Origin of the sequence: Rickettsia endosymbiont of Ceutorhynchus obstrictus (genome assembly GCF_964026565.1) — a bacterium.
Lineage (GTDB): Bacteria > Pseudomonadota > Alphaproteobacteria > Rickettsiales > Rickettsiaceae > Rickettsia.
On the sequence record NZ_OZ032162.1, the window covers coordinates 748,660 to 774,499 of the forward strand.

Genomic DNA, 25,840 nt, shown 5'->3' on the forward strand with positions numbered 1-25,840 from the left:
AATTCCTAATTAGTATAACTTATTAGGAGTTAAGTCTAGAATTTTCTTAAATCAAGAGGTTCTTTAATAACGTAACGCCATAATTTATCTATGCCTTTAGTAATCCCGATACGGGGGGTTATAGAAAAGGAAGTTTTGAGTCCTATATCACTAACAAAAAATTCATTATTATTGATAATATCACATTTATTATGAGAAATATTTATCCCTAAATATCGACATAATTTACCCGGACCGTTCAGATATTGATTTTCAGGAGAAATAACATGTGTTCCTCTTATTAATACTGCAGCAGGGAAGCCTTCTATTTCAGTTACGAAATTTAGGCAGTAATACATGCCGTAAATTAGATATACATAACTAAATCCGGCAGAGCCAAACATTATATCGGTTCTTTTCGTGCGTCCTCTTGCAGCATGACAAGCAGGGTCATCCTGACCGATATAGCTTTCCGTTTCGGTAATAATAGCTTTTTTTCCTTGAAAATATAATAATTTCCCAAGTAATTCTTGGCTTACTATATTAGTATCACGAGCGAAAAAATCTCGAGTTAAGGGGATTAGATTGTTATTCATGAGATATCGTCATTGCCCAGAGGTACAGGATCATAACCGCCTTGACAAAAAGGATGGCATTTAATTATTCTTTTGAAAACTAGCCATAACCCTTTGAAATTTCCGTGTATTATTATTGCATCTTTGGCATATTCCGAGCAAGAAGGGTAAAAACGACAATTATTACCGAGTAACGGCGATATAAAATATTGATAAAATTTGATTATTAATAGTAAAATACTAGTCACTATCTTTCATTTTATTAATTATTTCAACTATGCTTTCGTTTGTTAAATCCTCAAAATAGTCATCGTTAATTTGCACGACAGGGGCATTTACGCAAGCACCTAAACATTCTATTTCTACTAAACTAAATTTTTTATCGCTACTTACTTCACCGCATTTAATTTTTAGTGTTTGCTCACAAGCTTTAACTATTTCATCGCTACCGCGAAGCCAGCAGGGCGTAGTAGTACATATTTGAATATGATACTTACCTACAGGCTTTAAATTAAACATAGTATAGAAGCTTGCTACCTCATAAGCTCGCATATATGGCATATCCAGTAAGTTTGCTACATATTCTATAGTAGCCGTCGGAAGCCAGCCGCCCATTTGACGTTGTGCAAGGTCAAGCAGCGGTAGAATGGCGCTTCTTTTGCCTTCCGCCGGATATTTTTTAATAATATCCGCTGCCAGCTTCGAGTTTTTCTTATCGAATGTAAAATTTGTAATTTTTGTAGTCATATTTTTAAATAAATGCATTTGATGTCATACCGTGGCCCCGCCGGCATTGTTGTATGGATCGATATTTCTTCTGTCATCCCGTGACTTGATCCATAGTACCGGACAGTTTTTGAAAGTTAGTCAAAACGTCATTGCGAGCAGCCATATAGGCTGCGCGGCAATCCAGAAAAATAATAAAAAAATGCTATAAATTAGCATTTTTTACTGGATTGCTTCGTCAATTACTATGTAATTTCCTCGCAATGACGATGATTTTTCAAAAACTGTCCGGTACTATAGACTTGATCGCGGGATCTCGTGAAATATACTATCACAGATTGCTTTACGAGATACCGTGGTCAAGCCACGGTATGACATTTTGCTATTTTTCGATCCATGCAACAACGCTGGCCCCGCCACGGTATGACAAGGTTATCTGTCAATTTCTCCAAACACAATATCAAGCGTGGCGATAATAGCCACTATATCAGCCATTAAATGACCTTTTGCCATAAAATCAAGTCCTTGTAGATGTGCAAAGCCGGGTGCTTTAATTCGGCATCGATAAGGTTTGTTACTACCGTCGGAATATAAATATACGCCAAACTCGCCTTTCGGAGCTTCTACTGCTTTGTAAGTTTCTCCCTTCGGTACGTCATAGCCTTCGGTATAAAGCTTAAAATGATGGATCATTGCTTCCATAGATTCTTTCATTTTTGCGCGCGTCGGCGGGGTGATTTTATGATCGGTAGTTTTAACTTCACCTTGCGGCATTTTTTCAATGCATTGCTTAATTATTCTTAACGATTGATATATTTCTTCAACACGAACTAAATATCGATCATAACAATCACCGGACTTGCCTACCGGTACGTCAAAATCCATTTCATCATAAACATCGTAAGAATTTGATTTTCGTAAATCCCAAGCAATTCCTGACCCTCTAAGCATTGGACCGGAAAACCCCCAATCCATAGCTTCTTTCTGTGAAACAACGCCGATATCGACTAATCTTTGCTTCCATAATCTATTATTATTTAGCAATGTTTCTACGTCTTGCAAGTGGGTAGGGAACTGTTCTATAAAAATGGCGATATCCTCTAATAAGCCATCCGGTAAATCCTGCGCAACGCCGCCCGGTCTAAAATAATTGGCATGCATGCGAGAACCTGAAACACGCTCGTAAAATTCCATAATTTTCTCACGTTCTTCAAACAGCCATAATAAAGGGGTAGTAGCGCCAACGTCTAACGCTTGACTACCGATATTTAAAGTATGGTTTAGAATTCTGGTAAGCTCCGAAAACATAACTCTAATAAACTGTGCACGCCGTGGTACATCACAGCCTAGCAATGACTCAACAGCTAGAGCAAAAGCGTGCTCCTGACACATCGGGGATACATAATCCAGCCGATCAAAATAAGGTATGGCTTGCAGATATGTTTTATGCTCGATTAACTTTTCGGTACCGCGATGTAGCAAACCGATATGTGGATCGGCTAAATTTACTACTTCGCCGTCCATTTCTAAAATTAGCCGCAATACTCCATGAGTCGCTGGATGCTGCGGACCGAGATTTAGAGTTATAGTTTTAGAGTTGTTAGTCATAGTAGCCGTCATTGCGAGGAGCCGTAGGCGACGCGGCAATCCAGTTAAATAATTTCATCATATAAATCTTTCCAATTTACATTCATTTGCTCAATTAAATTAAGCTTTTTTTCTCTTGAGCCTGATTTAATTTGTTTTTCTCTAGTTATTGCAGAGTCCATAGTTTCATGAATTTCATAAAATACTAGTATTTTACAATCATATTTTTTACTAAACCCATTAGTTGTATTATTTTTGTGTTCATATATACGTTTGATAAGATTAGAAGTTACTCCTACGTAAATAGTACCATTTCGTTTATTAGCAATAATATATACAGTCGGTTGTTTCATAATTTTTCCTGGATTGCCACGTCGGGACTATGTCCCTCCTCGCAATGACGTTGCAGGCACCACATTACTTCCCAGCCTTCTCATCACCCGGTAACACGTAACTCGGACCTTGCCAAGGTGAAGAAAAATCAAATTCTCGATATTCTATATCAAGCTTGACGGGTTCGTATACCACTTTTTGTAAAGCTTCATCATATTTAACTTGTGTATAACCTGTTAATGGGAAATCTTTACGTAACGGATGTCCTTCAAACCCGTAATCGGTTAAGATGCGTCGCATATCATGGCTATCCGTGAAATTTATCCCGAACATATCGTAAGCTTCACGCTCATACCAACAAGCAGCATTAAACACCCCGGTTATAGAGGGCAAAGTTTCATTCTCGCTAACGGCAATTTTTAACAATAAACGCTTATTTAATTTCAAACTTAGTAAACTATAAACTACTTCAAATCTTCTATCACGCTCCGGAAAATCTGCACCGAATAAATCAGTTAAGATAGTAAAACGTAAATCTTCCGACTCCTTTAAAAAAGTAAGAAATAATAATAAATTATCCGCTTCTATTTGATAACTAATAAAACCCGTTATCTCTATGGGAGTTGCTTTAATATTATGTGCAGATATAAATTTATTGATAATTTTTGCCGGATCACTCATATTTCCTGCCGTCATATTTAAAGCCTGTGGAACGCTTAATTTTCTTTTGTAATTGCAATAATCCGTAAATTAAAGCTTCAGCGGTCGGCGGGCAACCCGGAACATATACATCAACCGGTACGATTCGATCACAACCGCGCACTACCGCATATGAAAAATGATAATACCCGCCGCCGTTAGCGCAGCTTCCCATAGATAAAACCCATTTAGGTTCAGCCATTTGATCATATACTTTGCGTAATGCCGGTGCCATTTTGTTAGTTAGCGTGCCTGCTACTATCATTAAATCGGATTGGCGAGGGCTTGGTCTAAATAACATCCCGAAACGATCCATATCGTAGCGGCTCGCTGCTGCCTGCATCATCTCAACCGCGCAGCATGCAAGCCCGAAAGTCATCGGCCATAAAGAATTTGCCCTTGCCCAGCCGACTAAATCATCAACTGTAGTTAACAAAAAACCTCGATTAGAAAGCTCATCATTAATTAATTCGTTCTCTGCTTGAAAATTATTTTTCATATAATTATATCTACTTTATATACGTTCGTATTTCAAGGATTAAGGACTGTCGCCCCGTGACTTGACCACGGTATAACAACGCTTCATTTATGAGTATAATCATTCCCACTCCAGAGCGCCTTTCTTCCACTCATATATAAAACCGATAATAAGGACAAAGAGAAAAAACATCATTGAAAAGAAGCCTATTTTACCGATTTTTCCGAGAGTAATAGCCCAGGGGATTAAAAACGTAACTTCAAGATCAAAAATAATAAATAAAATGGCGACTAAATAAAAACGTATATCAAATTTAGCTCTCGCGTCGCTAAAAGGCTCAAAGCCGCATTCATAAGGTTCTAATTTGTCTTTATTATACTTCTTAGTAGCTAATAAATTCGGCAAAATCATTATTAAGCTAGATATTAATACCGCAATGCCGAAAAAAACACTAATCGGTAAATATTCCTGTAAAATTTTTGATTCTTGCCACATTATGTTTGTATTTTTTTGATGTTGTTCCTATAAAAGTATAAAGTAGGAGCAATTAAAGCCGGTTTTATGTCATTCCCTCTTTCGAGTGTTGTTGTATGGCTCGAAAATTAACAACAAAATCGTCATTGCGAAGCCACGAAGTGGCTGCGGCAATCTAAAAAATATAAATTTCATAGCATTTTTTACTATTTTTTCTCTAGATTGCCGCGTCGAAACTACGTTTCTCCTCGCAATGACGGAATAAAACCGAGCCATGCAACAACGCTCCGCCTACGCGGGAATGACATCTATGAATTCTTTATTTTCCTAGATTATATCAACCAAAATTAATTATCAATTATTATATCGGATTTAACTAATAACTTCATTAAAATCAATGCCCAAATACCAACTGCTACCCACCATACTTGCCAAATACTATAAGAAACCATTCCGATAAAATAATAATTTATAAAGCAGGCATAAGAAATAGATTGATAATTTTGACAATTATTATTTTGCCGTGTTAAATTACTAATTTGTTTAAGATATTTATAAATTAAAGCTAAAAATAATATTAGTCCGATTAAACCCGTCTCAAGAATAACTTGTAGTATGTTATTATGAGGGTGCAAAGGTAGGGGATGCCATTCTATCCCATTATGTTTAATTATTTCACTATCTTTTACTTCTATATATTTTGAAGATGCAAAACCGTAACCGAAAATCGGTTTTTCTGCAATTTTATTTGCAACAAAATGCCAAATAAACAGACGATGTTGTGCTGACTCCTGAATAGACGATGCATATTTTTCTGATATATATCTAGGATTTATATTGCCGGCAATTATCGGAATTGATAATGAACCGGCTATTAAGCCTATACTTATCAATCTAAAAAATATTTCTCCGGTTAATATTTTTTGGGTTATTTTGCTAACCGAAAATGTTAACCCGCCGATTAGAAAACCTAAAAAACTTGCTAAGCTGTCGGAAATAAATAATAAATACAGCACTAATACATAAAATAATAAAGAAATAATAGGCTTTTTATAATAAATTAAGATTGTTATTATTATCCACGCGGTAATTGATAGTAACGCACAACCGCGATCTAACATATAAAGGTTAAAAAATTGTGAGGAAGAAGATTGAAAAATAGCACGGAAAGCTTTAGTTAGCAGGCCGTTAGTCAGATATTCAATAAAAAATAAAATTATTGCGACAATAACTCCGCTTATAAGATAGCATTTAATATTTCGGTCATTTTGAAAAAATATAGACGTATCTATGTAATTACTAGTCGTAAAGCCTAGCAGTAAAACCGAAAAAACTTGTAAAAAAGTAAGTAAGCTGTTTATAGGGTTAATTGCGAATATACATGATAATAAACACCAACTAGCAAATAATAATTCTGTTTTGTAAGTAGAAAATAAAAAGCGTAAAGTGATCCTATCTTTTATAGAAAATAAGAAAATCATTAACAAAATCGGTATGGTAGCAGCTACGGATAATCCGCCTATCATACCGATAACGGGAATTAAAAATATTAGACCGGAAATTAAATAATAATGCATATCAAATACTTATAGACAATTTTTGGCGAAAATTTCATAAATCGGATGTTCAAAGGTAGAGAGTGAAATACTTGCAGAAGTCATCCATCCTTGAAAAAGTAATATCGGGTCTTCATCAATTTTATATTCGGTAATTGTTAATAATAAATAATTATCTTCCTTATACGGATCAAGATTTTTTAGGCATTTATGGAGCTTGATTTTTATATTACCGAAATATTGTTCTTCACCGACTTTAAAAATTAATTCACGAGAAGTAGCGGTAATTTTGTTTAAGGCAATAATTTTGCCCTGCCGATAATTTTTTAATTCAGCACTATTATTAAGCTCAATATTCTCAAAACTAGCCGAGTTATTTTTGATAATAGGGAGGAAATCACTATCTCTGTCATTATTTTCGATGTCTTCGGTGGTAGAAAACGATTCTATGTCAATATTTGTATTTTCTGCCTGTGATAAGCTAGTAAAGCCTAGCAGGATAGCAAAAACTAAAATAATTTTAGGTAATATCATAGGTCGCAATATATTTTTTAAGAATTATATAGCATTGCCGATTAATCACAACAAAGTTTTATGTTAATCTGCTTCAGAGTAATTTAAAATTAGTAATCAATGTTACATATTGTATGTCATTCCCGCCTGCGCGGGAATGACATCGACACGACTTTAAATATACTTAATCTTGTACTTGCAAATATAAATAAAACATAAATATCAATGGCTTACTCAAAGGAATTACTATATGCTATTTTACGTCAAGATTTTCATAGTTTCATAATTAAGGTTTTTAATACTATCAATCCCGGTATAGATTATCGATTAAATTGGCATATCGAATTGATAAGCGATTATTTGCTAGCGGTGCAAAACGGTGATATTAACCGTTTAATAATTAATATACCGCCAAGGTCTTTGAAATCTGTATGCGTAAGTGTTGCTTGGCCGGCTTGGATATTAGGACACGATCCTACTAAAAGGATTATGGTTGCTAGCTATTCCCAGATATTAAGCATCAAGCATTCTTTAGATTGTCGGTTTATTTTATCTGCCGATTGGTATAAACAGCTTTTCCCCGATACTGTTTTAAGTAAAGAACATAATCAAAAAAGTAAATTTTTAACGAATGCAAACGGTTTTAGATTTGCTACTTCCGTCGGTGGTTCGGCTACGGGTGAGGGCGGCGATATATTAATTATTGATGACCCTCATAATCCTAGCCAAATAAATTCTTATAAAATACGTAAAAAAGTAATTGAATGGTTTGAACAGGTTTTTGTAAGTAGATTAAATAATAGAAGTACCGGCTCGATAGTGTTAGTTATGCAAAGATTACATGAGGAGGATTTAGTCGGGCATCTCCTTATGAATTCTGATTCCTGGCATCATTTAAAAATTCCGGCTATTGCCGATAAAGATTATTTTTTTAAATTACTAGTTAATGGTCAAATAAAAGAATATCAATATCTTAACGGGGGTTTATTAGATAATTTTAAAGATTCTCGTAATCTTTTAAGTGGGTTAGAGCAGGAAATAGGTAGCTATAATTATTCAGCGCAATATTTGCAGCGACCGCTTCCTAAAAATTCTTCATTACTCAATATTGAAGATGTTAGTTTTTATGAAAATTTGCCGGAAAAATTTGATTATTTTATTCAAAGTTGGGATACGGCAATTAAAATTTCAGAAAATTCCGATTATAGTGTTTGCACTATCTGGGGGATTTTAGATAAAAAATATTACCTTATTTCAATGACCAGAAAAAAACTTACCTATCCTGAACTTAAAAAATTAGTAGAGAGATTAGCAGAGCAATATAGCCCAAGATTTATATTAATTGAAGATAAAGCCAGCGGGCAGCAGATCATTCAAGACTTACGCCTCAATAACGATAATATGCGCATAATCGGCATAAAACCACGACTCGATAAAATTACCAGATTCGCGTCAATAGTGTCGTTATTTCAATCTTCTAAGGTTTTACTACCTAAACAATCAGCGCTTAATAATATAATTTTAAAAGAATTATTATATTTCCCGCATGTAAAAAATGACGATATAGTAGATTCCGTTAGTCAGTTCTTAAATTTTGTCAAAGAATTATCATTAAAACCGCCGGCAAGGATTAGAGAGTTTTAGCTGGTATACTCGTTGAACTTGAAAAATTGGCTACGTTACTTCTCGCTTTTGATCCTCACGTATTTAGTATACGCTGCGGTCAAAAGCTCCGAGGCGCCTTGCTCTTTTTCAAGTTGAACTTCGTCTACCCACTCTGGCATTGTTGCGTGGATCGTTAAACGTCCTTGCGAGGAGGGGCCTCGGTATGACAAGTTTTAAGCGATTTTAACCATCTCGCAATGACGGCTTACGTTTTTGCTCCTTAAGTTGACACCCATGCGCAGGCGGGTATGGCATCAAGGATTTTGTTTATCAGTATAACCACAAAATTGTTGCTTTTTTACTCAAAACTGTCTAAAATTCCAAGGACTTTAGGCTAGGTAGCAAAGTGGTAATGCGGTTGACTGCAAATCTTCTATGCGCCGGTTCGATTCCGGCCCTGGCCTCCATACGAAGATAAATATATACTGTCGGTAAATGAAGGGTTGGTTTTAATGTTATTACTTTCCTACTTTTTGATGTCATTCCCGCATATGCGCGCACTACTGTACGAACGTTGAAAAAAGGCTGTGTCATGCCGTGACTTGATCACGGCATCCAGGAAAATAAAGCCATATTAGACTTATTTTAGAATCTTTTTATGATATTATAAGCTGGATTCCGTGGTCGTAGCCACGGAATGACAGAATTTTTACCTCTTTATTTAAACGTTCGTACAGTAGTGCATATGCGCGGCGTTTTGCATGGATAAGAAATTGCCATAAAAAGGGTGTCATTCCCGCGCAGGGGGGAATCAAGACTTTTCTTTGTCATGCTGAACTTGTTTCAGCATCTATTGAAAAAGATCCTGAAATAAATTCAGGATGACTTAAAAAGTATTTTCTAGATTCCCGCCTACGCGGGAATGACATAATGGGGTTTGGGGAATGACATCGAAAATTCGAGCCATGCAACAATGCCTGCCGCAGCTAGGAATGGCATCAAGGATGCAGGCATGACATAAACCACAACTCTTCCGGTTAATTGAGTAGTATATTATGGAATTTATCGAGCAGTTTCTCGAAATGATGTTAGCCGAGCGGGGAATATCAAAAAATTCCTTACTTAGCTATAAACGTGATTTACTGGATTTTCAAGCCTTTTTGTCTCAGCAAAAAATATTAGAATTAAATACTAGTATCGAGAATGTTAGGGATTGGATTGAATATTTAGCAACTAACGGCTTGCAAGCTCGGTCAATTAATAGAAAAATATCCACTATCAAAAGCTATTACGAATTTTTAATTAGTGAAAACCATACAAATTATAATCCTGTTTTGATGGTAGACTTACCGAAATATCAGGATAAACTCCCTTCTACCTTATCAATTCTAGAGATCAAAACTTTACTTGACTATTGCGAAAACAATCAAACTCCCGAAGGCTTACGGCTTAAGGCAATGATTCATTTGCTATATGCAAGCGGTCTACGTGTTTCCGAACTTGTTAGCCTTAAATTAAATGATATTTTAATTAACAAACTTTCCTCTAACGTGAAAAAAATATTTTCGGTGTTGGGGAAAGGTAACAAGGAAAGAATGATAGTAATAAACGAGCAAGCTATTGCAAGTATTACAGAATATTTGAAAATTAGAGATATTTTTATCAATAAAAAATATCCTAAAAATATAGTTTATTTATTTCCTTCGGCGTCTAGTAGCGGCTATATGACTAGGCAAAATTTTGCTATTCTTCTAAAACAAGCGGCAATAAAAGCAGGGCTTAACCCTGAGAATATTTCTCCCCATGTTTTACGCCATAGTTTTGCCAGTCACCTACTTGAAGGCGGAGCAGATCTCCGAGTTATTCAAGAATTGCTCGGTCATGCCGATATCAGCACCACGCAAATATATACTCACATCCAAACCAATCATCTAAAAAAGGCTCTTATGCGCCATCCTCTGCAAATTTCTCCACAAGATTAAATTATTTTTTAAGAAACATTATAAAAAAGTTGTTAATTTTTTTTAACCTTATATAGTGCAAAATTCTATTTTAATAAAAAACGAGGAAATGGTGGTGTTAACACGAAATATAATTAGTAACATAGTTGCAGGAGAGGCAACTAAAGAGGATTTAATAGAGTTTAAAAATGTTTTTGGTACAAAACCAAAAGAAAAAGAAAGAAAAGCTTTTGTTAAGGCTTTAAATGAAATTCTAGATGATGATATTTTGTACAAGTTAAATCATGCCGTAATGGAAAATGCCCATATTCTTGTACCTGATCATGACCATGTTTTTTACTGTCGTGAAACTCAGGATAAAATTTTTCAGGAATTATTAGTGTTGGAAGCAAAACGTCATGGTATGATAGCAAAATTTGATGTAAATAGTAAATTAGAACCGTTAAAGCCGGAAGATATACCGCCTGCTATTTTGGATCATTATGCTACATTAAAAGAAAATTTTTATAATAAAAGAGATGCAAAAGATTCATTAGATAGCAGAATAGCGCAAAGTATTAATTTTATGATGTACGGTCCTATTGTAAGAGAAAATACTAATTATACAAAGCTATTAAACCCAGCAGCTCAAGCTATTTTGGAGAAAGAAATTCAAAAAATCGATGGTAGTTATATTCAAGAGTTAAGCAAATCAAGAATTTCACAGTATATAGAGAAAGCCCCAAGAAAAACTGTTTTTCAAATTAATACAATAAATAAAGATAAGACAGAAATTAAATCTATAACTGATAAAATTATTAAAGGAATCGGAAATGAACTTAAAATAACTCCTGAATCAATAATTGTGGACTCAATAGAAAAATTAGAAGAAAAGTTTCTTGTAGATAATCAACAGAAAGAAAAAATTCTTATTAAATTGTCTTCTTGTTTAGCAAAGATTGATAACCTTCAGTTAATAGAAGAAAAAGAAAAATTAACAAGTATAATCTCCCGGGAATTAGAAGATAATAAAACTAATTTTTCAAAAAAAATTAATATATTTTCGTCAAAATATTATAAAATTGCTACCAAAAAACTAGAAGATATAGAAACGGAAATTATTAATTATACTAAACAGGTGGAAGTTTCTGAAGAAGTCTATAAGGAAGCTGCTGAAGGAGTTCCTAAAGTATTACCTGATAAGGTAATTGAGGGATTAATGCAACGTGTTATAAGAGGAAAGACATTAGAAGAGTATAGGGAGCAAGGTAAGAAGGAGAAAGTTTCTAAAGAGTTGCCTGATTCGGTAACCGGTAGCATAGAACAAAATCTGAATGATAGTGGAATAGTAATGTTAGGAGAAGATGATTTTATTTACTTCGGAAGCGAAGGAGCTTAAATACTTGTTTTTATATAAGATATAGAAGTAAGAAAGTTTATTGAAAAATTTTTCTTTATTATATTTTAGCTATTTTCTTTAATTTATGTAAGGATTAAGTTATTTTGAAATACTAAAGCTTAAAACTATGCAAATAAAAGGTGAGTAAAAGTTATGATAGAAAAAGAAATAATAAATAGAATAGTTGCAGGAGAAGTAACGGACAATGATTTAATAAAGCTTAAAAATACTTTCGGTGTAAAAGCAAAAGAAAGAAAAGTTTTTATTGAAGTTTTAACTGCAAATTTAAGTGATGATGCTTTGCATAAGTTAAATCATGCAGTAATGGTAAATGCTGCTACGCTTGCGTCTAATAATGATCCGAATTTTGTATGTCGTACCCCTGATACTAAAATTTTTCAGGAATTATTAGCATTTGAAGCAATGCGTTCCGGCATGAAAGCTAAATTTGATGCCAAAGGTAACTTAGAACCGTTAAAGCCGGAAGATATACCGCCTGCTATTTTGGATCATTATGCTACACTACAAAAAAATTTTTATAATAAAAGAGATTCAAAAGATTCATTAGATAGCAGAATAGCACAAAGTATTAATTTTATATTATATGCTCCTATAGTAAGAGAAGATGAAGCATATAAGAAACTAGACCTGTCAGAAGCTGCTCAAATAGAAGGGGAAATAGCAGAGCCTAAAGGAAAATATACTAAGCAGTTAATCGAGTCTGAAGTTTCAAAGAAGGCTGTACGGCAAACTAATGAACAAATGAATATTAAGGAAGATTCTATAATTGACAAATCAATAAAAAAATTAAAAGCAGAAAATGAAATATTTATAGATGATAAGCAGCGTAAGAAAATTATTAATAATCTATCTTCTCTATTAGAAAATATTTCTTCTAATAACTTGGAAAAAAATAAAGCCGAATTAATAAATAAAATTTCTCAAGAATTAAATAATAAAAAAACCTTTTTTACAAAAATAGCTAATTTTATCGGGATAAAACGGTATAAAATTTCTACAAAAAGCTTAAAAGAGATAGGAAAAGAAATAACTAATAAGTATAAAAATATAGAAGGAGATGAATTTACTGCTAATATACCGACAGAAGTGCAATTAAAAGCAAAAGATGTTGGGGAAAAGTTAATAAATACTACCGGTAATAAATATACACCGGCAAGTGAAGGATTAAAATCAATAAGTAAGCTTAAAAAGTTACTAAAAACTCTTGATATACCGGAAGATAAAAAATCAAAAATATTTATTATTACAGAGGAGCTAACAAGTTATATAGAAAACGGTTCTATGCTTCCTTCAGCTATTAAAGCACAGCCGAAACAAAAAAGACAGCAAAGTAAATAGTGTTGTATATAGGTATAAGTTGAAGAGTTGTCTACCGTCATTGCGAGGCGGCAATGCCAGCGTGGATACCTTAAACGTCATTGCGAGCGACCAAAGGCGTTGTTGCATGGCTCGATAAAAGCAGCAGTATGTCATTCTAGCTAAAGGCCACAGCTGTCCGAAGTTGAAAAATAAATAGAGAAACTGTTTGGGTTTTTCACTCTATTATATATCAAAATAGTAGTATTTTTAGCATTAACGGCAAAAAAAGTACTATTTAATAATCTTAATTTTTCAACTTCGGACAGTTATGGCTAAAGGCGGGAATCCGGAAAAATTATAGAGTCATCCTGAATTTATTTCAGGATATTTCTCAAAAGATGCGCAAAACTTGTTCAGCATGACAAAGACCGGATTGCCGCGTCGGTACGATGTGCCTCCTCGCAATGACGATGTTTTTTTTTGCAACGCTTTTGAGCCATGCAACAACGCTCCGCGTCGATGCTAAAGCATCTCCTCGTAATAATGATTTTTAATATATAATTATTTATAATTATATATGAGCTTTTACTTGCTCAACGATATGAGCGAAACCTTCACTGTTATTTACGGCTAGTTCTGCAAGTACTTTACGGTCAATATCAATTTCGGCCTTTTTAAGACCTCCGACAAACTGCGAATATACCAAACCATGCTCACGAACTGCTGCATTTATTCTTTGAATCCATAAGCCTCTAAAATCACGCTTACGATTTCTACGATCTCTATAAGCATAACTAAGGGCTTTTTCTACTTTTTCAACGGCTACTCTAAAACAACTATTAGCTCGACCTCTATAGCCTTTTGCAAGTTTGAGGATTTTTTTATGACGATTTTTTGAAATTTTTCCTGATTTTGCGCGTGTCATTTTTTAGCTCCTAATTAATTAATGCCGTATGGAAGAAAATATTTTTTTACATTATATCCATCTTGAGCACAAAGAATTGTAGTACCTCGAAGGTTACGAAGTTGAGCTTTAGTACGACGACGCATAAAATGTTTTTTACCTGCTTGGGATGCGATAACTTTACCGCTAGCAGTAAGTTTAAAACGCTTTTTTACAGCGGATTTTGTTTTTAATTTAGGCATGATTATTCCTTTAAATTGGTATTTTAAGATTTTGTCGGTAAATATAGGCATACCAAAGCCACGTTACCGATGATACTACTTAATCTTTCAAAAATTGCTCTTTACATTTTATTAGGGATTCGTGTACTCACGTACTATTTGTACGCTCCCATCCTTTGGTTATCCATTGGCTCACCCTTCAAAATAAAATTCAATTTTCAAAATACGAGCAGTATAGTAACGTGAACAATAATATTATTCATCAATTATTGCAAGATATTTTTTAAGTTTTGTGCTATAATGTAGCTCATAAATCATTTATTCATAAGAGACAAATGTTTGGAGAAAATCCTAAAAGAGGAATTTTACACGGTGACGGGACAAAATTAGAAGTTAAGGCAATTTTTAAAACTATTCAAGGGGAAGGGATTTTTGTCGGGGTTCCGGCTATCTTTATAAGACTCGGAGGATGCAACCTTGCTTGCAATTTTTGTGATACGGACTTTGAGGAATATAGCTTAATAAATACCGATGATATTATAAATGAGGTTATCTCTCTTAGTAAAAATTCATACGCAAAAAAATCAATTAAGCTAACGGTGATTACCGGCGGGGAGCCGCTTCGTCAACCTATTGAATTATTATGTCGAAAATTGTTAGAAGAGAGTTTTCAAGTGCAAATTGAGACTAACGGTACGTTATACCGTCCTTTGCCGAAAGAAATATCGGTAGTTTGTTCGCCGAAAGCCGGAAAAAACGGCTATTCTAAAATAAGAGAAGATTTATTACCCTCTATTAGTGCAATGAAATTTATAGTTGCTAAAAATATTATGGAATATAATCATATAGAGGAAGTCGGTCAAACTAGTTATAACATACCGGTTTTTATCCAACCGATGGACCAAAACGACCCAAAACTTAATGCCGATAATAATAAGTTAGCCGTTGAGCTTGCTTTAGAATCAGGACATCGCTTATCCTTGCAGACGCATAAATATTTAGGTATAGAATAGATTATCGGCTACTACCGATGTCATTCCCGCGCAGGCGGGAATCCAGGCTTTCTAACTTTGTCAAGCTGAACTTGTTTCAGCATATTTTTTAGTAGATCCTGAAATAAATTCAGGATGACTATAATTTTTCTGGATTCCTGCCTGCGCAGGAATGACATACTGCTGCTTTATCGAGCCATGCAACAACGCTCCATTTTCACTGGAATGACATCTAAAAAGTAAAAAATAATAATTAGAACTTGAATTTTTAGGAATTTGAGGTTAATATTACTTGCTTTAAAGTTTAAAGGCTTAAGGAGAGTATATTAAGATGAGTGAGATACTAGAACTTGCCGCAGAAGTTCGAGCAGAATTCGGTACAGGCGCAGCAAGAGCATTAAGAAGAACAGGCAGAGTCCCTGCTATTATTTACGGCGCAAATAAAACGCCCGTTGCTATTTCAATTGAAGAGAAAGAAATAACAAAATATTATAGAAAACCGGCTTTTATATCCGGGTTAATCAATATTGTATTAGGAAAAACAAAATATAAAGTACTGCCAAAGGCTATAGAGTTGCATCCTGTTACGGATATAGTACGCCATGTTGATTTTGTGTTTTTAGAAGAAAAAACTCAAAAAATGGCAGTACCGGTAATATATGAAGGGAAAGAAAGAGCACTTGGAGTTAAAAGGGGAGGGTATTTTAATATAATAAAAAGAACCGTTCCTATGTTATGTGACGTTAATAATATTCCGCGAAGTATAACTATTGACGTAACTAATATGCCGATTGCTACTTCTATAAAATCTTCAAGCGTAAATTTGCCTGAAGGATGCCGATTTGCTACTAAAAAAGAATTTGTCCTTGCAACGATAATAGGGCGTAGAGGAAAAGCCGACGCAGAAGAGGCTACTACTGAAGCTGCGGCGAAGTAATATATGGTGTCATACCGTGGCTTGACCCACTACTGTACGAACGTTCTCGATGTCATTCCCGCGAAAGCGGGAATCTAGGAAAATATAGTCATCCTGAATTTATTTCAGGATCTACTACAAGAGATGCTGAAACAAGTTCAGCATGACATAAGTAAGGCTGGATTCCTGCTTTTGCAGGAATGACATCGAGGGCTTTTTAAGAGTCATGTAACAACGTTCATACACTTCCGGGCTTGACCCACTACTGTACGAACGTTTAAATAAAGAGGTAAAAATTCTGTCATTCCGTGGCTACGACCACGGAATCCAGCTTATAATATCATAAAAAGATTCAAAATAAGTCTAATATGGCTTTATTTTCCTGGATGCCGTGATCAAGTCACGGCATGACACAGCCTTTTTTCAACGTTCGTACAGTAGTGGGCTTGACCACGGCATGACATTGAGACCATTTCTCTATCCACGCAATAAACTTTATTATATTTCCTTTATCAACCCCGCATAGATTCACATCAATCAAATTATAGTCTCTTTTTATTCAAGGTAATATTATGATTCTTGTTATAGGTCTTGGTAATCCGGGAATAAAATATCAAAATACAAGACATAATATCGGGTTTATAGCTATTGATGAATTAGCAAAATATTATCAATTATCATTTTCTTTGAAGAAAAAATTTAATGCCGAAATTGCCGAAGGAAATGTAGGAATTCACAAGTTATTGCTGATAAAGCCGATGACTTATATGAATTTGTCCGGTAATGCGGCGGCACTAATTAAATCTTACTATAATATAAAACTTGAAAATATTTATGTTATTCATGACGATATAGATTTAGTCGTCGGGAGAGTGAAATGTAAACAAGGTGGAGGTAACGGCGGGCATAACGGCTTAAAATCGTTAGACCAAGCTATAGGTAATAATTACCATCGTATAAGAATCGGGATAGGCAGACCGGAAAATAGTGAAGAAGTAGCCGATTATGTGCTTCATAATTTTTTTAAGGCTGAGTATAATATAGTCGAACAAGCGATAGATAAAATAACTAATAATTTTGATTTGCTGTTAGAAGGTAAATTAGAAGAATTTAAAACTAAAATATGATGTCATTCCTGCGCGGGAATGACATAGAGTACGCTTTAACTTATCCACGCAATAATGCCATGTGAAAATAACGTTGAAGCATCTAATTTTTAAAAAACATAGGGACTATGAAAAAAGAATTACCGTTTGAAATTGTCTATGCCGATGAAATGGATAAAAATCATGAATCTATAATTATTGAGGCTTTTAACAAAGATGCTAGAGAGAAAAAGGGTTTAGAAGGAGATATTAAATCTTTTTCCTTTTCGTGTTTTGATAAGGATAAAAACTTTATTGCAGGAATTAGCGGTATGAGTTCTTGGGGACGGTTTTATATTCGTTCACTCTTTGTAAATGAAGATATAAGGGATCGGAATTATGGTACTTTACTAATAGAAAAAGCTGAGGATTTAGCACGTGAACGAGGCTGTAATTTTATTCATTTGATCACTATGGACTGGCAGGCAAAACCATTTTATGAAAAATTAGGCTATAAAGTTGAATTTACCAGACATGGCTATGAGAAAGATTCTATACTATATTCTTTAAGGAAAGATTTATGACACTAAAATGTGGAATTGTTGGGTTGCCGAATGTCGGTAAGTCGACGTTATTTAATGCACTAACGGCGAGCAAAGCAGCAGATGCGGCGAATTATCCGTTTTGTACTATTGAGCCGAATAGCGGTATAGTTTCAGTACCGGATGACCGTCTACAGAAATTGGCAAGTCTTGCCGGTTCTGCAAAACTTATCCCGTCTTATATAGAATTCGTCGATATTGCAGGGCTTGTCAAGGGAGCAAGCAAAGGTGAGGGACTCGGCAATAAATTTCTAGCTCACATAAGGGAAGTAGATGCAATTTTGCATGTGCTGCGCTGTTTTGAGGACGAGGATATTACGCATATTCATGATAAAATAGACCCGATACATGATTTGGAAATAATAGAAACGGAGTTAATACTTGCCGATATAGAATCGGTAGAAAAGCGTTTAACTAGTAGTGAGAAGCGCTTAAAAACAGGCGATAAGGCACTAAAAGATCAAGTAGAATTATTAAAAGAAATATATAAGGTATTAGCTGACGGTAAACCTGCTCGCATACTTAATAATATTTATGATCAAGAAAATATAAAACAGTTGCAATTACTGACATCTAAGCCGGTTTTATATATTTGCAATGTTCTTGAAAAAGATGCGTCTAGAGGTAACGCACTAACAAAATTAGTTTTAGATAGAGCAGCAAAGGAAAATGCCAAATGCGTCGTTATTTCATCAAAAATAGAAGCGGATATTGCACTTCTTGAAAGCATTGAGGAAAAGACTGAATTTTTAAAAGATATCGGGCTTGATGAAACGGGGTTAAGTAAAGTAATTAAAGAAGGATATAATCTGCTAAATCTTAACAGCTTTTTTACAATCGGCCCTAAAGAGGCTCATAGCTGGACTTTCAAAAATGGAACTCTTGCACCTAGAGGGGCCGGGATAATTCATACGGATTTTGAAAAAGGTTTTATCAGAGCAGAAGTTATCGGCTATGAAGATTATATAAATTTAGGTAGTGAAGCAAAAGCCAAGGAAGTAGGAAGAATGCGATTAGAAGGAAAGGAATATAAAATGCAGGACGGTGATATAGTACATTTTAGGTTTAACGTGTAAATACTCGTCGTCTTTTATGTCATTCCTAGCTCAAGGCAGCGTTGTTGCTAGGCTTCAGAAAATGCCAAATTTGTCATACCGAGGCCCCGCCACGGTATCTAGAAAAGCAATTTATAATGGTATTATTTATATATTTTCCTGGATTCCGTGAATAAATCTATAGTACCGGACAGTTTTTGAAAGTTAGTCAAAACGTCATTGCGAGCAGCCATATAGGCTGCGCGGCAATCCAGAAAAATAATAAAAAAATGCTATAAATTAGCATTTTTTACTGGATTGCTTCGTCAATTACTATGTAATTTCCTCGCAATGACGATGATTTTTCAAAAACTGTCCGGTACTATGGAATAAATCACGGAATGACATAGTGGGATTTGCTATAAATTTGGAGCCATACAACAACACTGCTCAAGGCGGGAATCCAGGCTTTTCTTCGTCATTGCGAGAAGGTATTTATGCGTGGATACTTCAAACGCCTCGGTGTCATTCCCTCGAAAGAGGGAATCTCACTTAACAATATAACAAAAGTTAGATACCAGCTTTCGCTGGTATGACACCAAAAATTCGATCCATACAACAAGGCCGCGACTGAAAGGAGCGCGGCAATCTAGAAAATGATAAAAACTTTGTCATTGCGAGCAAAGCGAAGCAATCCAGCTAATTTCATAAGATTGCTGCGTCGGCACTTTGTGCCTCCTCGCAATGACGAGGTTTTTTACAATGACCTAGAAATAAAAAATAAAGTTTATGAAAATAATCGCGCAAATTCCGCCTTGGATGCTTCTTTGTTTATTTGTTCTATCTCCTACCACGGAAACAATGTATACCGCAGGGCTGCCTAGTCTTTCGGCATTTTTTAATATTAGCGGTAATACGGCACAAATTACGTCTACCTTATATTTTTTAGGTTTCGCTTTCGGTATATTATCCTTAGGTAGATTATCGGACATTTACGGTAGAAGACCTATAGTTCTCTTCGGACTATTTATTTACATTATATCCTCTATTGCCTGTATCTTAGCAGTTAATATAGAGATGCTAATGATTGCACGTTTTGCTCAAGCTTTCGGGGCAAGTGTCGGCTCCGTAATAGGGCAGGCGATGGCAAGAGATTCATATCAAGGAAGTAGATTATCTTATGTTTATGCTAGCTTATCGGTATGGCTGGCATTTATTCCGTCACTCGGTTCATCGGTCGGCGGTTATATTGTTGAATATTCCGACTGGCGCTATGTTTTCGTCTTTTCAAGTTTTTTAGTTACTTTATTACTTATTTTATATTGTAAAATTTTACCTGAAACAAATCCGTATATGGATATCTCTCACACTAGTAAATATTTTGAAGTTTTTAAAATAGTAGTAAAGGATAAAATTATCTGGCTTTATGCTTTTATTATCGGGGCATTTAACGGCATGACTTACGGTTTTTTTATCGAAGCCCCCTTTATTTTTATTGAGAATATGAGGTTGTCGCCTTCTTTCTACGGTAAATTAACGTTCTTATTATGTTTAGCTAATATTTTTGGCGGCTTATTTGGCAGATATTTAATAAAAAAACGCCGTGTAGATGAAAAAAAAATAATGATTTTGGGACTCGGATTTAGCTTGCTGGGTTGTACGATGTTAGTAATAGCTGCTTTTTTATTAAAGGATAATCAAATTAATAATAATATCGTCATAGGAATAATATTCATTCCGATAATGTTGCATATGATTGGACATAATCTTCTAATTCCGATGACGCTGCGTTATGCTTTAGAAGATTATGCCAAAGTTACCGGCACTGCCGGCTCAATTTTCGGCTCATTATATTATATATTAATAGCCTTAATAACTTTTATCGTTTCAAAATTACACAGTGAAACAATAAATAATTTTGCTTTATTATTCTTGTTCTTAAGTATCGGCTGCGCTGTATCATTTTATTTGATTAGGGTTTTGTCGTGTTCTAAGACAACTATTATCCTTGTAGTTCAAGAAAGACAGTAGAAAAAGCAATGTCGAAATCTATGTAACCCGACCTTGTTGCATGGCTCGAATTTTTGCAAAGTGTTTCGGTGTCATCTAGTTGCTTGACCACGGCATCCGGAAAAACCTTAATAAAAAGACTAGATACCGTGGTCAAGTCGGCATTGTTGCATGGATAATTAAAGCACGCTCTATGTCATTCCCGCGCAGGCGGGAATCTAGGAAAGTATCAAAAAGTCATCCTGAATTTATTTCAGGATATTTTTCAATAGATGCTGAAACAAGTTCAGCATGACAAAAGAAAAATTCGGATTCTCGTTTGCACGGGAATGACATCGAAAATTCGAGCCATGCAATAACGCCACGTAACCCCAATATGGATAAGTTTTTAAGCTAAAACTTATCCATATATTATTATGCTCGACTACTACTGCGTTGAGGTAGGCGAGAAGTAGGGGGGTTTAAATTTTGAGCAGAATTATCAGATTTTAATTGATTTGTTGCTTCTTTTGCTTGTTTTTGCAAAGCCGGGTTGATGCCGTGCTTTGCTTTATCCTCGTCTCTCTCTCTTTTGGCTTTTAAAGATTTCTTTTTATTGCTGCTAGTATCGCTTTCCCAATCACTATCACTATCACTTTCAGTTTCCGATTCTGAATCGGAAACTGAAAGTGCAATTCTTCTTGCTAGTATCGCTGCAACATCTACGTTACTATTCGTTTGTGGCTTTTTAGGTAATATTTGTGCTTTTACCTCCTTTAATTTTATCCCTTGTTGTATTTGTGATAATAATGCATCTCTATCCGACTCCTGCCTTTCTGACGGTTTCGGTTCATTGTGTTCTGTTTCTTTTGCTACTCCTGAAGGTGGAGGAGGCGGCGGAGGAGGAGGAACAATAGCAGTGGGGAGTAGCGGAGGAGGCGGTGGCGGCGGCAGTGGGATATTAAAGTTAGGCGTATTCTTTATATCCTCCGGGATTACAGTCGGAGGAGTTACTTGATCCGGTACTTTTAGCTCATCATTTTGTAGTGGATATATAGATATAGGTTTAGTTAACTTTTCTTCTATCTCCGTTATTTGAGTAAGGACAAATTCCGGTTTTCTTAATTTATTTAATTCACTATCTAATTTTGCTTTATTTTCTAATATTGTATTTAAACTACTTTTTATCTTCCCTAATGCTGTATCAATATGTCCTAATTTTTCAATAGTTTTTTGTTTATTTCCTTGAAAAGCCTGTTCCGGAGTATTAACAAAAATATATTTTATTTTTTGAAAAGATTTGCTTAATTTTTCTAAGAAGGTAGAAGGTAATTCTGATTTAATATTTTCTAGCTCGTATTTTAATTCTGCAAGTTTTGTAACATGTTTGTTTTCTTTTAAAAGTGTAGCTATATTATTTTTTACATTATTTAAAGATATTAATTGGCTTGCTAGGTTGTTATTATCACGAGTTTTTAGAGCTTCTGTTAAATGCACGGTTGCTGATTCTTTGTAACTTTCTGCTAATTTATTTAGCTTTTCTTGCTGCTCTATTGATAAATCCTTTCTTGATGATAAAGTTTCAAAGTTCTTTCTGAACTCTTCTTGCATAACTTCTTTTAAGGGAGCGGATTTTTCAGCTATTCGGTGTAATATATTATCAACGCGTCTTAATATCTCATTACTATGCCGGATTGCTTCTTTTGTTAATTGCTCTTCATTTTTGACAAATACATATTTTACGTTAGAAACAACTTCTATAAACTTTTTAAACCAAGGAAGAGAGTGAAATTGCTCTTTTTTTAAAATATTTACTTCTTTTTGTATCTTACTTAAATCATTAAGTTGTCTATTAGTTTCTAGAAGCTCATTTACCTTGTTTAATGCGACTACTAAATTTGCTTTCTCTGTCGTTAAAGCTTTTTTTATAATCTCTTCTTTTTCCATATAAAAACCTATTTATAAACTTTAATATAATAAGTAAGCCTTATAACATTTTTTTATAGATAATCAAGGAATATTAATATATTTTTAATATTAATAATTTTAATTATTAACGTAATTTTAATGAAGATAAGCCGATAAGGGCAAATATGACGGCAATAATCCAAAATCTTATTACTACTTTTGATTCAGCCCAACCGTTTTTTTCAAAATGATGATGCAGCGGTGCCATTTTAAAAATTCGCTTGCCGTTAGTAGTCTTAAAGTAATATACTTGCAAAATCACCGAGATTGTTTCAATAACAAACAATCCGCCAATGATACCGAGTACTAATTCATGCTTAGTAATGATACTTATAACGCCAAGAACACCGCCAAGGCTTAAACTGCCGGTATCTCCCATAAAAACTTCTGCCGGCTGTGCATTAAACCATAAAAACCCAAGACTCGCTCCCGCAATGGAAGCGCAAAAAATAGTTAGTTCTCCGCTATTTGGAATATACATTATCTGCAAATAATTTGCATAAATATGGTTGCCGGCTAAATAACTTATTAAGGCAAAAGAACTAGCGGTAAGTGCTATCGGAACGGTAGCAAGACCGTCAAGACCGTCGGTTAGGTTAACTGCATTAGAGGCTCCGACTATGACAAACATCGCAAACGGTATATAAAAATATCCGAGATTAAGAAGTAAATTTTTAAAAAATGGAATAGCAAGCTGATTATCTCCGGGGTTATCGGTATATTGTAATGAAATGCATATAATTAAACTGATAAGTATTTGCAGTAAAAATTTGTTTTTGCTCCTGATTCCCTTATGATTATTTTTGGTTATTTTTGCATAATCGTCTATAAAGCCGATAATACCGAAGCTAATAAAGCCAAATATAGATATCCAAATATATTTATTAGTAAGATCGGCAAGTAATAGAGTGGAGAAGCAGACGGATAAAATAATCATTATCCCGCCCATAGTAGGAGTGCCGGCTTTCATCTGATGAGATTCAGGACCGTCGCTACGAATCGGTTGCCCGTGTTTTTGCAAAGTATGTAAAAATCTAATAAGCCTTGGACCTATTAGAAAGCAGAAAATTAGGCTAATCAGAATAGCTAAGCTACTTCGGAAAGTAATATAGTGAAATAAATTGGCAATGTGCGAATTATGCACATACGGTAGTAAAAGATTATATAACATGGTTATCCTTTAAAATATGTATTATATTAGGTTAACATGAAAAATTGTCATCCCGTCTTTTTATTAAGGCTTTTTCTGGATACCGTGGTCAAGCCCACTACTGTACGAACGTTTAAATAAAGAGGTAAAAATTCTGTCATTCCGTGGCTACGACCACTTCAGTCCAGCTTATAATATCATAAAAAGATTCTAAAATAAGTCTAATATGGCTTTATTTTCCTGGATGCCGTGATCAAGTCACGGCATGACACAGCCTTTTTTCAACGTTCGTACAGTAGTGGGTCAAGCCACGGTATGACACTGTACTTATAATAACCATAATACGGTAAATTATGAGCCGTGCAACAAACGCCTCGCCTGCGCGGGAATGACATAGAATATGCCGCACGGTACTTGTCTAATTACAGATTTCATTAACAATCCTATCAAGCCTAACACCTCTTGAGCCTTTTATTAATATAAGTTCGTCTTTACCTAATAAATTCGGTAAATCTTTTATTAAGGCATCAACATTTTCAAAATAAGCTTTGGTTATTTCTTTTGGTAATAAGTCGTAAATACATTTAGTATGAGTGCCGACTAAAAAAACTTTAGAGCAACGAGCATCAGTAATATAAGGTATTAAATCTTTATGTAGCCGCTCAGAATTTTGCCCAAGCTCTAGCATTTCCCCTATTATAGCTACCTTATTAGCATTTTTAAATAGTTTTAAATATCTTAAGGAAGCTTTCATAGATTCGGGGCTAGCATTATAATAATCACAAATTACTCGATAATTATTTGTACCGATTTTTACGGTCACTATTTCCCCGCGACCTTTAGTTAACGGAATATTGCCAAGCTGCTGTGAGGCATTTTCTAAATTTTTACCAAGCAGATAAGATACTAAAAGAATTGCGGTAAAATTTTCTGCATAATGCTTAGGTATAAAAGGTATGGTTACCTCTATATTATTATTATTTATTAAATATACTAAATGAACTTTATTATCATCATGTTTGTATGATATTAGTTTTGCATTTGTGTTATTAGAATTACCGAAGCTATATATGTTACTAATAGATAGTTTCGTAAGATTTGATAAAATATTATGATAATATTGAGTGTCCTTATTAACAATCGCTATTCCGTCCTTTACTAAATCTTCAAAAATCTCGCATTTAGCATTAGTAATTTCCTCTAAAGAATCAAAAAACTCTAAATGTGCTTCCGAGATATTAGTGATAATTGCGATATCAGGCTTTATTATTTTACTAAGTTCTTTTATCTCTCCTTTATGATTCATGCCCAGTTCAAAAATAGCATATCTTACCGTATCAGGTAGAGAAGCAAGGTTTAGAAGTATGCCGAGATAGTTGTTAAAGTTACCTCTACTAGCAAAAACATCATCAAAAGCACTTAAAACAATTTTAAGAGCTTCTTTAGTAGAAGTTTTACCGACGCTGCCGGTAATAGCGATAAATACAGCCTTAGAATTTTGCCTTTTATATTCAGCCATCTTTTTCAAAGCATCAAACGTGTCATCTACTATAATAGTTTTATGGTTTGGTACTCCTGGGATATTTCTGTTAACAATGACCGCAGTTGCGCCTTGCGTAATCGCATGAGCTACGTAATCATGCCCGTCTCTATTGCCTTTTAGGGCAATGAATAAATCGCCTTGTTGTACGTCATTAGAATTAAATTGCACTTCATTAGCCTCAATAGAGGAGGGGGCTATTATACCGAGTGCTTTACTTAGAGTTTCAGAGTTCCATATCATATATTAGTTCTA

34 protein-coding genes and 1 tRNA gene are annotated in these 25,840 nt (G+C 34.6%); 16 read left to right on the plus strand and 19 right to left on the minus strand.

Going from position 1 to position 25,840, the window contains the following annotated elements; genetic code table 11:
- Window positions 1-35: 35 nt before the first annotated feature.
- The 3 genes from AAGD64_RS04250 to nuoE are packed head-to-tail and all read right to left on the minus strand — an operon-like array spanning window position 36 to window position 1,301.
- Complete coding sequence (locus tag AAGD64_RS04250) at window positions 36-575, minus strand: DNA-3-methyladenine glycosylase (RefSeq protein WP_341793989.1); 540 nt, start codon at window positions 573-575, stop codon at window positions 36-38.
- Complete coding sequence (gene yidD / locus AAGD64_RS04255; protein WP_341793990.1) at window positions 572-802, minus strand: membrane protein insertion efficiency factor YidD; 231 nt, start codon at window positions 800-802, stop codon at window positions 572-574. The genes AAGD64_RS04250 and yidD overlap by 4 nt, the downstream gene beginning before the upstream one ends.
- Window positions 795-1,301 carry an NADH-quinone oxidoreductase subunit NuoE gene (gene nuoE / locus AAGD64_RS04260; RefSeq protein WP_341793991.1) on the minus strand — a complete coding sequence of 169 codons (507 nt, stop codon included), beginning with the start codon at window positions 1,299-1,301 and terminating at the stop codon, window positions 795-797. Before nuoE ends, yidD begins: the two co-directional genes overlap by 8 nt.
- Window positions 1,302-1,332: 31 nt before the next feature.
- Here nuoE and AAGD64_RS04265 point away from each other — a divergent pair, with 31 nt between their 5' ends.
- On the plus strand, window positions 1,333-1,491 hold the full coding sequence (locus AAGD64_RS04265; protein ID WP_341793992.1) for a hypothetical protein: 159 nt from the start codon (window positions 1,333-1,335) through the stop codon (window positions 1,489-1,491).
- Window positions 1,492-1,510: 19 nt separating this feature from the next.
- A complete protein-coding gene (locus AAGD64_RS04270; RefSeq protein ID WP_341793993.1) occupies window positions 1,511-1,756 on the plus strand; it encodes a hypothetical protein in 246 nt (81 codons plus the stop codon).
- On the opposite strand, the gene nuoD is transcribed toward AAGD64_RS04270, so the two are convergent.
- The 8 genes from nuoD to AAGD64_RS04310 form a co-directional block, all read right to left on the minus strand.
- The gene (gene nuoD, locus AAGD64_RS04275; protein WP_341794154.1) at window positions 1,713-2,888 is read right to left on the minus strand and encodes an NADH dehydrogenase (quinone) subunit D; all 1,176 of its coding nucleotides are present in this window, start codon (window positions 2,886-2,888) and stop codon (window positions 1,713-1,715) included. The genes AAGD64_RS04270 and nuoD overlap by 44 nt on opposite strands.
- Window positions 2,889-2,932: 44 nt before the next feature.
- Entirely contained in the window at window positions 2,933-3,220 is a 288-nt protein-coding gene (locus tag AAGD64_RS04280) for a GIY-YIG nuclease family protein (protein WP_341793994.1), read from the minus strand.
- A gap of 64 nt (window positions 3,221-3,284) precedes the next feature.
- The gene (locus AAGD64_RS04285) at window positions 3,285-3,896 is read right to left on the minus strand and encodes an NADH-quinone oxidoreductase subunit C (protein ID WP_341793995.1); all 612 of its coding nucleotides are present in this window, start codon (window positions 3,894-3,896) and stop codon (window positions 3,285-3,287) included.
- Window positions 3,874-4,398: an NADH-quinone oxidoreductase subunit B family protein gene (locus AAGD64_RS04290; protein ID WP_341793996.1), complete on the minus strand. Its 525-nt coding sequence runs from the start codon at window positions 4,396-4,398 to the stop codon at window positions 3,874-3,876. Before AAGD64_RS04290 ends, AAGD64_RS04285 begins: the two co-directional genes overlap by 23 nt.
- Before the next feature lie 99 nt (window positions 4,399-4,497).
- Window positions 4,498-4,872: an NADH-quinone oxidoreductase subunit A gene (locus AAGD64_RS04295; protein ID WP_253307775.1), complete on the minus strand. Its 375-nt coding sequence runs from the start codon at window positions 4,870-4,872 to the stop codon at window positions 4,498-4,500.
- 69 nt (window positions 4,873-4,941) lie between these two features.
- A complete protein-coding gene (locus AAGD64_RS04300) occupies window positions 4,942-5,127 on the minus strand; it encodes a hypothetical protein (protein ID WP_341793997.1) in 186 nt (61 codons plus the stop codon).
- A gap of 71 nt (window positions 5,128-5,198) precedes the next feature.
- Complete coding sequence (locus tag AAGD64_RS04305) at window positions 5,199-6,428, minus strand: O-antigen ligase family protein (protein ID WP_410526082.1); 1,230 nt, start codon at window positions 6,426-6,428, stop codon at window positions 5,199-5,201.
- A gap of 9 nt (window positions 6,429-6,437) precedes the next feature.
- Complete coding sequence (locus AAGD64_RS04310; protein WP_253307774.1) at window positions 6,438-6,941, minus strand: DUF2155 domain-containing protein; 504 nt, start codon at window positions 6,939-6,941, stop codon at window positions 6,438-6,440.
- Between the two features lie 204 nt (window positions 6,942-7,145).
- Between AAGD64_RS04310 and terL the strand changes: the two genes are divergently transcribed.
- Complete coding sequence (gene terL / locus AAGD64_RS04315) at window positions 7,146-8,564, plus strand: phage terminase large subunit (protein WP_341793998.1); 1,419 nt, start codon at window positions 7,146-7,148, stop codon at window positions 8,562-8,564.
- A gap of 353 nt (window positions 8,565-8,917) precedes the next feature.
- Window positions 8,918-8,992 (plus strand) — tRNA-Cys (locus AAGD64_RS04320).
- A 189-nt stretch (window positions 8,993-9,181) separates the two neighbouring features.
- Here the strand turns inward: AAGD64_RS04320 and AAGD64_RS04325 are convergent.
- Both AAGD64_RS04325 and AAGD64_RS04330 read right to left on the minus strand, forming a co-directional pair.
- Window positions 9,182-9,319 carry a hypothetical protein gene (locus AAGD64_RS04325; protein WP_341793999.1) on the minus strand — a complete coding sequence of 46 codons (138 nt, stop codon included), beginning with the start codon at window positions 9,317-9,319 and terminating at the stop codon, window positions 9,182-9,184.
- Between the two features lie 33 nt (window positions 9,320-9,352).
- Window positions 9,353-9,496, minus strand: a complete 144-nt coding sequence (locus tag AAGD64_RS04330) for a hypothetical protein (RefSeq protein ID WP_341794000.1) — start codon at window positions 9,494-9,496, stop codon at window positions 9,353-9,355.
- A gap of 84 nt (window positions 9,497-9,580) precedes the next feature.
- Between AAGD64_RS04330 and xerD the strand changes: the two genes are divergently transcribed.
- From xerD to AAGD64_RS04345, 3 genes are all read left to right on the plus strand, one after another.
- Window positions 9,581-10,507, plus strand: coding sequence for a site-specific tyrosine recombinase XerD (gene xerD / locus AAGD64_RS04335; RefSeq protein ID WP_341794001.1), 927 nt, complete (start codon window positions 9,581-9,583; stop codon window positions 10,505-10,507).
- A 55-nt stretch (window positions 10,508-10,562) separates the two neighbouring features.
- Window positions 10,563-11,864, plus strand: coding sequence for a DUF5410 family protein (locus AAGD64_RS04340; RefSeq protein WP_341794002.1), 1,302 nt, complete (start codon window positions 10,563-10,565; stop codon window positions 11,862-11,864).
- Window positions 11,865-12,017: 153 nt separating this feature from the next.
- Window positions 12,018-13,223, plus strand: a complete 1,206-nt coding sequence (locus tag AAGD64_RS04345) for a DUF5410 family protein (RefSeq protein ID WP_341794003.1) — start codon at window positions 12,018-12,020, stop codon at window positions 13,221-13,223.
- A 532-nt stretch (window positions 13,224-13,755) separates the two neighbouring features.
- On the opposite strand, the gene rplT is transcribed toward AAGD64_RS04345, so the two are convergent.
- The gene (gene rplT, locus AAGD64_RS04350; RefSeq protein ID WP_253307769.1) at window positions 13,756-14,109 is read right to left on the minus strand and encodes a 50S ribosomal protein L20; all 354 of its coding nucleotides are present in this window, start codon (window positions 14,107-14,109) and stop codon (window positions 13,756-13,758) included.
- Between the two features lie 14 nt (window positions 14,110-14,123).
- The gene (gene rpmI, locus AAGD64_RS04355) at window positions 14,124-14,330 is read right to left on the minus strand and encodes a 50S ribosomal protein L35 (RefSeq protein ID WP_341794004.1); all 207 of its coding nucleotides are present in this window, start codon (window positions 14,328-14,330) and stop codon (window positions 14,124-14,126) included.
- Window positions 14,331-14,644: 314 nt separating this feature from the next.
- Here rpmI and AAGD64_RS04360 point away from each other — a divergent pair, with 314 nt between their 5' ends.
- A complete protein-coding gene (locus AAGD64_RS04360; RefSeq protein WP_253307767.1) occupies window positions 14,645-15,322 on the plus strand; it encodes a 7-carboxy-7-deazaguanine synthase QueE in 678 nt (225 codons plus the stop codon).
- A 60-nt stretch (window positions 15,323-15,382) separates the two neighbouring features.
- On the opposite strand, the gene AAGD64_RS04365 is transcribed toward AAGD64_RS04360, so the two are convergent.
- Window positions 15,383-15,505: a hypothetical protein gene (locus AAGD64_RS04365; RefSeq protein ID WP_341794005.1), complete on the minus strand. Its 123-nt coding sequence runs from the start codon at window positions 15,503-15,505 to the stop codon at window positions 15,383-15,385.
- Between the two features lie 127 nt (window positions 15,506-15,632).
- Here AAGD64_RS04365 and AAGD64_RS04370 point away from each other — a divergent pair, with 127 nt between their 5' ends.
- The 8 genes from AAGD64_RS04370 (at window position 15,633) to AAGD64_RS04405 (ending at window position 21,243) form a co-directional block, all read left to right on the plus strand.
- Window positions 15,633-16,238 carry a 50S ribosomal protein L25/general stress protein Ctc gene (locus AAGD64_RS04370; protein WP_341794006.1) on the plus strand — a complete coding sequence of 202 codons (606 nt, stop codon included), beginning with the start codon at window positions 15,633-15,635 and terminating at the stop codon, window positions 16,236-16,238.
- Window positions 16,239-16,608: 370 nt separating this feature from the next.
- Window positions 16,609-16,743 carry a hypothetical protein gene (locus AAGD64_RS04375; protein ID WP_341794007.1) on the plus strand — a complete coding sequence of 45 codons (135 nt, stop codon included), beginning with the start codon at window positions 16,609-16,611 and terminating at the stop codon, window positions 16,741-16,743.
- 46 nt (window positions 16,744-16,789) lie between these two features.
- Window positions 16,790-17,344 carry an aminoacyl-tRNA hydrolase gene (gene pth, locus AAGD64_RS04380; protein WP_341794008.1) on the plus strand — a complete coding sequence of 185 codons (555 nt, stop codon included), beginning with the start codon at window positions 16,790-16,792 and terminating at the stop codon, window positions 17,342-17,344.
- Between the two features lie 107 nt (window positions 17,345-17,451).
- Window positions 17,452-17,886, plus strand: a complete 435-nt coding sequence (locus AAGD64_RS04385) for a GNAT family N-acetyltransferase (RefSeq protein ID WP_342257043.1) — start codon at window positions 17,452-17,454, stop codon at window positions 17,884-17,886.
- Window positions 17,883-18,980 (plus strand): redox-regulated ATPase YchF, encoded by a 1,098-nt coding sequence (gene ychF / locus AAGD64_RS04390; RefSeq protein ID WP_341794009.1) that lies wholly within the window; start codon window positions 17,883-17,885, stop codon window positions 18,978-18,980. The genes AAGD64_RS04385 and ychF overlap by 4 nt, the downstream gene beginning before the upstream one ends.
- 16 nt (window positions 18,981-18,996) lie before the next feature.
- Window positions 18,997-19,131 carry a hypothetical protein gene (locus tag AAGD64_RS04395; RefSeq protein ID WP_341794010.1) on the plus strand — a complete coding sequence of 45 codons (135 nt, stop codon included), beginning with the start codon at window positions 18,997-18,999 and terminating at the stop codon, window positions 19,129-19,131.
- A 596-nt stretch (window positions 19,132-19,727) separates the two neighbouring features.
- On the plus strand, window positions 19,728-20,969 hold the full coding sequence (locus AAGD64_RS04400; RefSeq protein WP_341794011.1) for a Bcr/CflA family efflux MFS transporter: 1,242 nt from the start codon (window positions 19,728-19,730) through the stop codon (window positions 20,967-20,969).
- Between the two features lie 79 nt (window positions 20,970-21,048).
- A complete protein-coding gene (locus AAGD64_RS04405) occupies window positions 21,049-21,243 on the plus strand; it encodes a hypothetical protein (protein WP_341794012.1) in 195 nt (64 codons plus the stop codon).
- A 119-nt stretch (window positions 21,244-21,362) separates the two neighbouring features.
- Here AAGD64_RS04405 and AAGD64_RS04410 read toward each other — a convergent pair whose 3' ends face one another.
- From AAGD64_RS04410 to AAGD64_RS04420, 3 genes are all read right to left on the minus strand, one after another.
- Window positions 21,363-22,874, minus strand: a complete 1,512-nt coding sequence (locus tag AAGD64_RS04410) for a WH2 domain-containing protein (protein ID WP_341794013.1) — start codon at window positions 22,872-22,874, stop codon at window positions 21,363-21,365.
- Window positions 22,875-22,980: 106 nt separating this feature from the next.
- Entirely contained in the window at window positions 22,981-24,066 is a 1,086-nt protein-coding gene (mraY, locus tag AAGD64_RS04415) for a phospho-N-acetylmuramoyl-pentapeptide-transferase (RefSeq protein WP_341794014.1), read from the minus strand.
- Window positions 24,067-24,463: 397 nt separating this feature from the next.
- Entirely contained in the window at window positions 24,464-25,828 is a 1,365-nt protein-coding gene (locus tag AAGD64_RS04420; protein ID WP_341794015.1) for a UDP-N-acetylmuramoyl-tripeptide--D-alanyl-D-alanine ligase, read from the minus strand.
- Window positions 25,829-25,840 lie beyond the last annotated feature (12 nt).

Bases quoted from the DNA above. Each gene is read 5' to 3' on its own strand.
- mraY (WP_341794014.1), bottom strand. From the start codon at position 24,066: ATGTTATATAATCTTTTACTACCGTATGTGCATAATTCGCACATTGCC.
- AAGD64_RS04305 (WP_410526082.1), bottom strand. From the start codon at position 6,428: ATGCATTATTATTTAATTTCCGGTCTAATATTTTTAATTCCCGTTATC.
- AAGD64_RS04250 (WP_341793989.1), bottom strand. From the start codon at position 575: ATGAATAACAATCTAATCCCCTTAACTCGAGATTTTTTCGCTCGTGAT.
- rplT (WP_253307769.1), bottom strand. From the start codon at position 14,109: ATGACACGCGCAAAATCAGGAAAAATTTCAAAAAATCGTCATAAAAAA.
- AAGD64_RS04310 (WP_253307774.1), bottom strand. From the start codon at position 6,941: ATGATATTACCTAAAATTATTTTAGTTTTTGCTATCCTGCTAGGCTTT.
- AAGD64_RS04360 (WP_253307767.1), top strand. From the start codon at position 14,645: ATGTTTGGAGAAAATCCTAAAAGAGGAATTTTACACGGTGACGGGACA.
- AAGD64_RS04295 (WP_253307775.1), bottom strand. From the start codon at position 4,872: ATGTGGCAAGAATCAAAAATTTTACAGGAATATTTACCGATTAGTGTT.
- terL (WP_341793998.1), top strand. From the start codon at position 7,146: ATGGCTTACTCAAAGGAATTACTATATGCTATTTTACGTCAAGATTTT.
- AAGD64_RS04420 (WP_341794015.1), bottom strand. From the start codon at position 25,828: ATGATATGGAACTCTGAAACTCTAAGTAAAGCACTCGGTATAATAGCC.
- AAGD64_RS04285 (WP_341793995.1), bottom strand. From the start codon at position 3,896: ATGACGGCAGGAAATATGAGTGATCCGGCAAAAATTATCAATAAATTT.
- AAGD64_RS04280 (WP_341793994.1), bottom strand. From the start codon at position 3,220: ATGAAACAACCGACTGTATATATTATTGCTAATAAACGAAATGGTACT.
- AAGD64_RS04400 (WP_341794011.1), top strand. From the start codon at position 19,728: ATGAAAATAATCGCGCAAATTCCGCCTTGGATGCTTCTTTGTTTATTT.
- rpmI (WP_341794004.1), bottom strand. From the start codon at position 14,330: ATGCCTAAATTAAAAACAAAATCCGCTGTAAAAAAGCGTTTTAAACTT.
- AAGD64_RS04300 (WP_341793997.1), bottom strand. From the start codon at position 5,127: ATGGCTCGGTTTTATTCCGTCATTGCGAGGAGAAACGTAGTTTCGACG.
- AAGD64_RS04370 (WP_341794006.1), top strand. From the start codon at position 15,633: ATGAGTGAGATACTAGAACTTGCCGCAGAAGTTCGAGCAGAATTCGGT.
- AAGD64_RS04345 (WP_341794003.1), top strand. From the start codon at position 12,018: ATGATAGAAAAAGAAATAATAAATAGAATAGTTGCAGGAGAAGTAACG.
- AAGD64_RS04385 (WP_342257043.1), top strand. From the start codon at position 17,452: ATGAAAAAAGAATTACCGTTTGAAATTGTCTATGCCGATGAAATGGAT.
- AAGD64_RS04290 (WP_341793996.1), bottom strand. From the start codon at position 4,398: ATGAAAAATAATTTTCAAGCAGAGAACGAATTAATTAATGATGAGCTT.
- AAGD64_RS04325 (WP_341793999.1), bottom strand. From the start codon at position 9,319: ATGACACCCTTTTTATGGCAATTTCTTATCCATGCAAAACGCCGCGCA.
- nuoD (WP_341794154.1), bottom strand. From the start codon at position 2,888: ATGACTAACAACTCTAAAACTATAACTCTAAATCTCGGTCCGCAGCAT.
- ychF (WP_341794009.1), top strand. From the start codon at position 17,883: ATGACACTAAAATGTGGAATTGTTGGGTTGCCGAATGTCGGTAAGTCG.
- xerD (WP_341794001.1), top strand. From the start codon at position 9,581: ATGGAATTTATCGAGCAGTTTCTCGAAATGATGTTAGCCGAGCGGGGA.
- nuoE (WP_341793991.1), bottom strand. From the start codon at position 1,301: ATGACTACAAAAATTACAAATTTTACATTCGATAAGAAAAACTCGAAG.
- AAGD64_RS04410 (WP_341794013.1), bottom strand. From the start codon at position 22,874: ATGGAAAAAGAAGAGATTATAAAAAAAGCTTTAACGACAGAGAAAGCA.
- AAGD64_RS04395 (WP_341794010.1), top strand. From the start codon at position 18,997: ATGTCATTCCTAGCTCAAGGCAGCGTTGTTGCTAGGCTTCAGAAAATG.
- pth (WP_341794008.1), top strand. From the start codon at position 16,790: ATGATTCTTGTTATAGGTCTTGGTAATCCGGGAATAAAATATCAAAAT.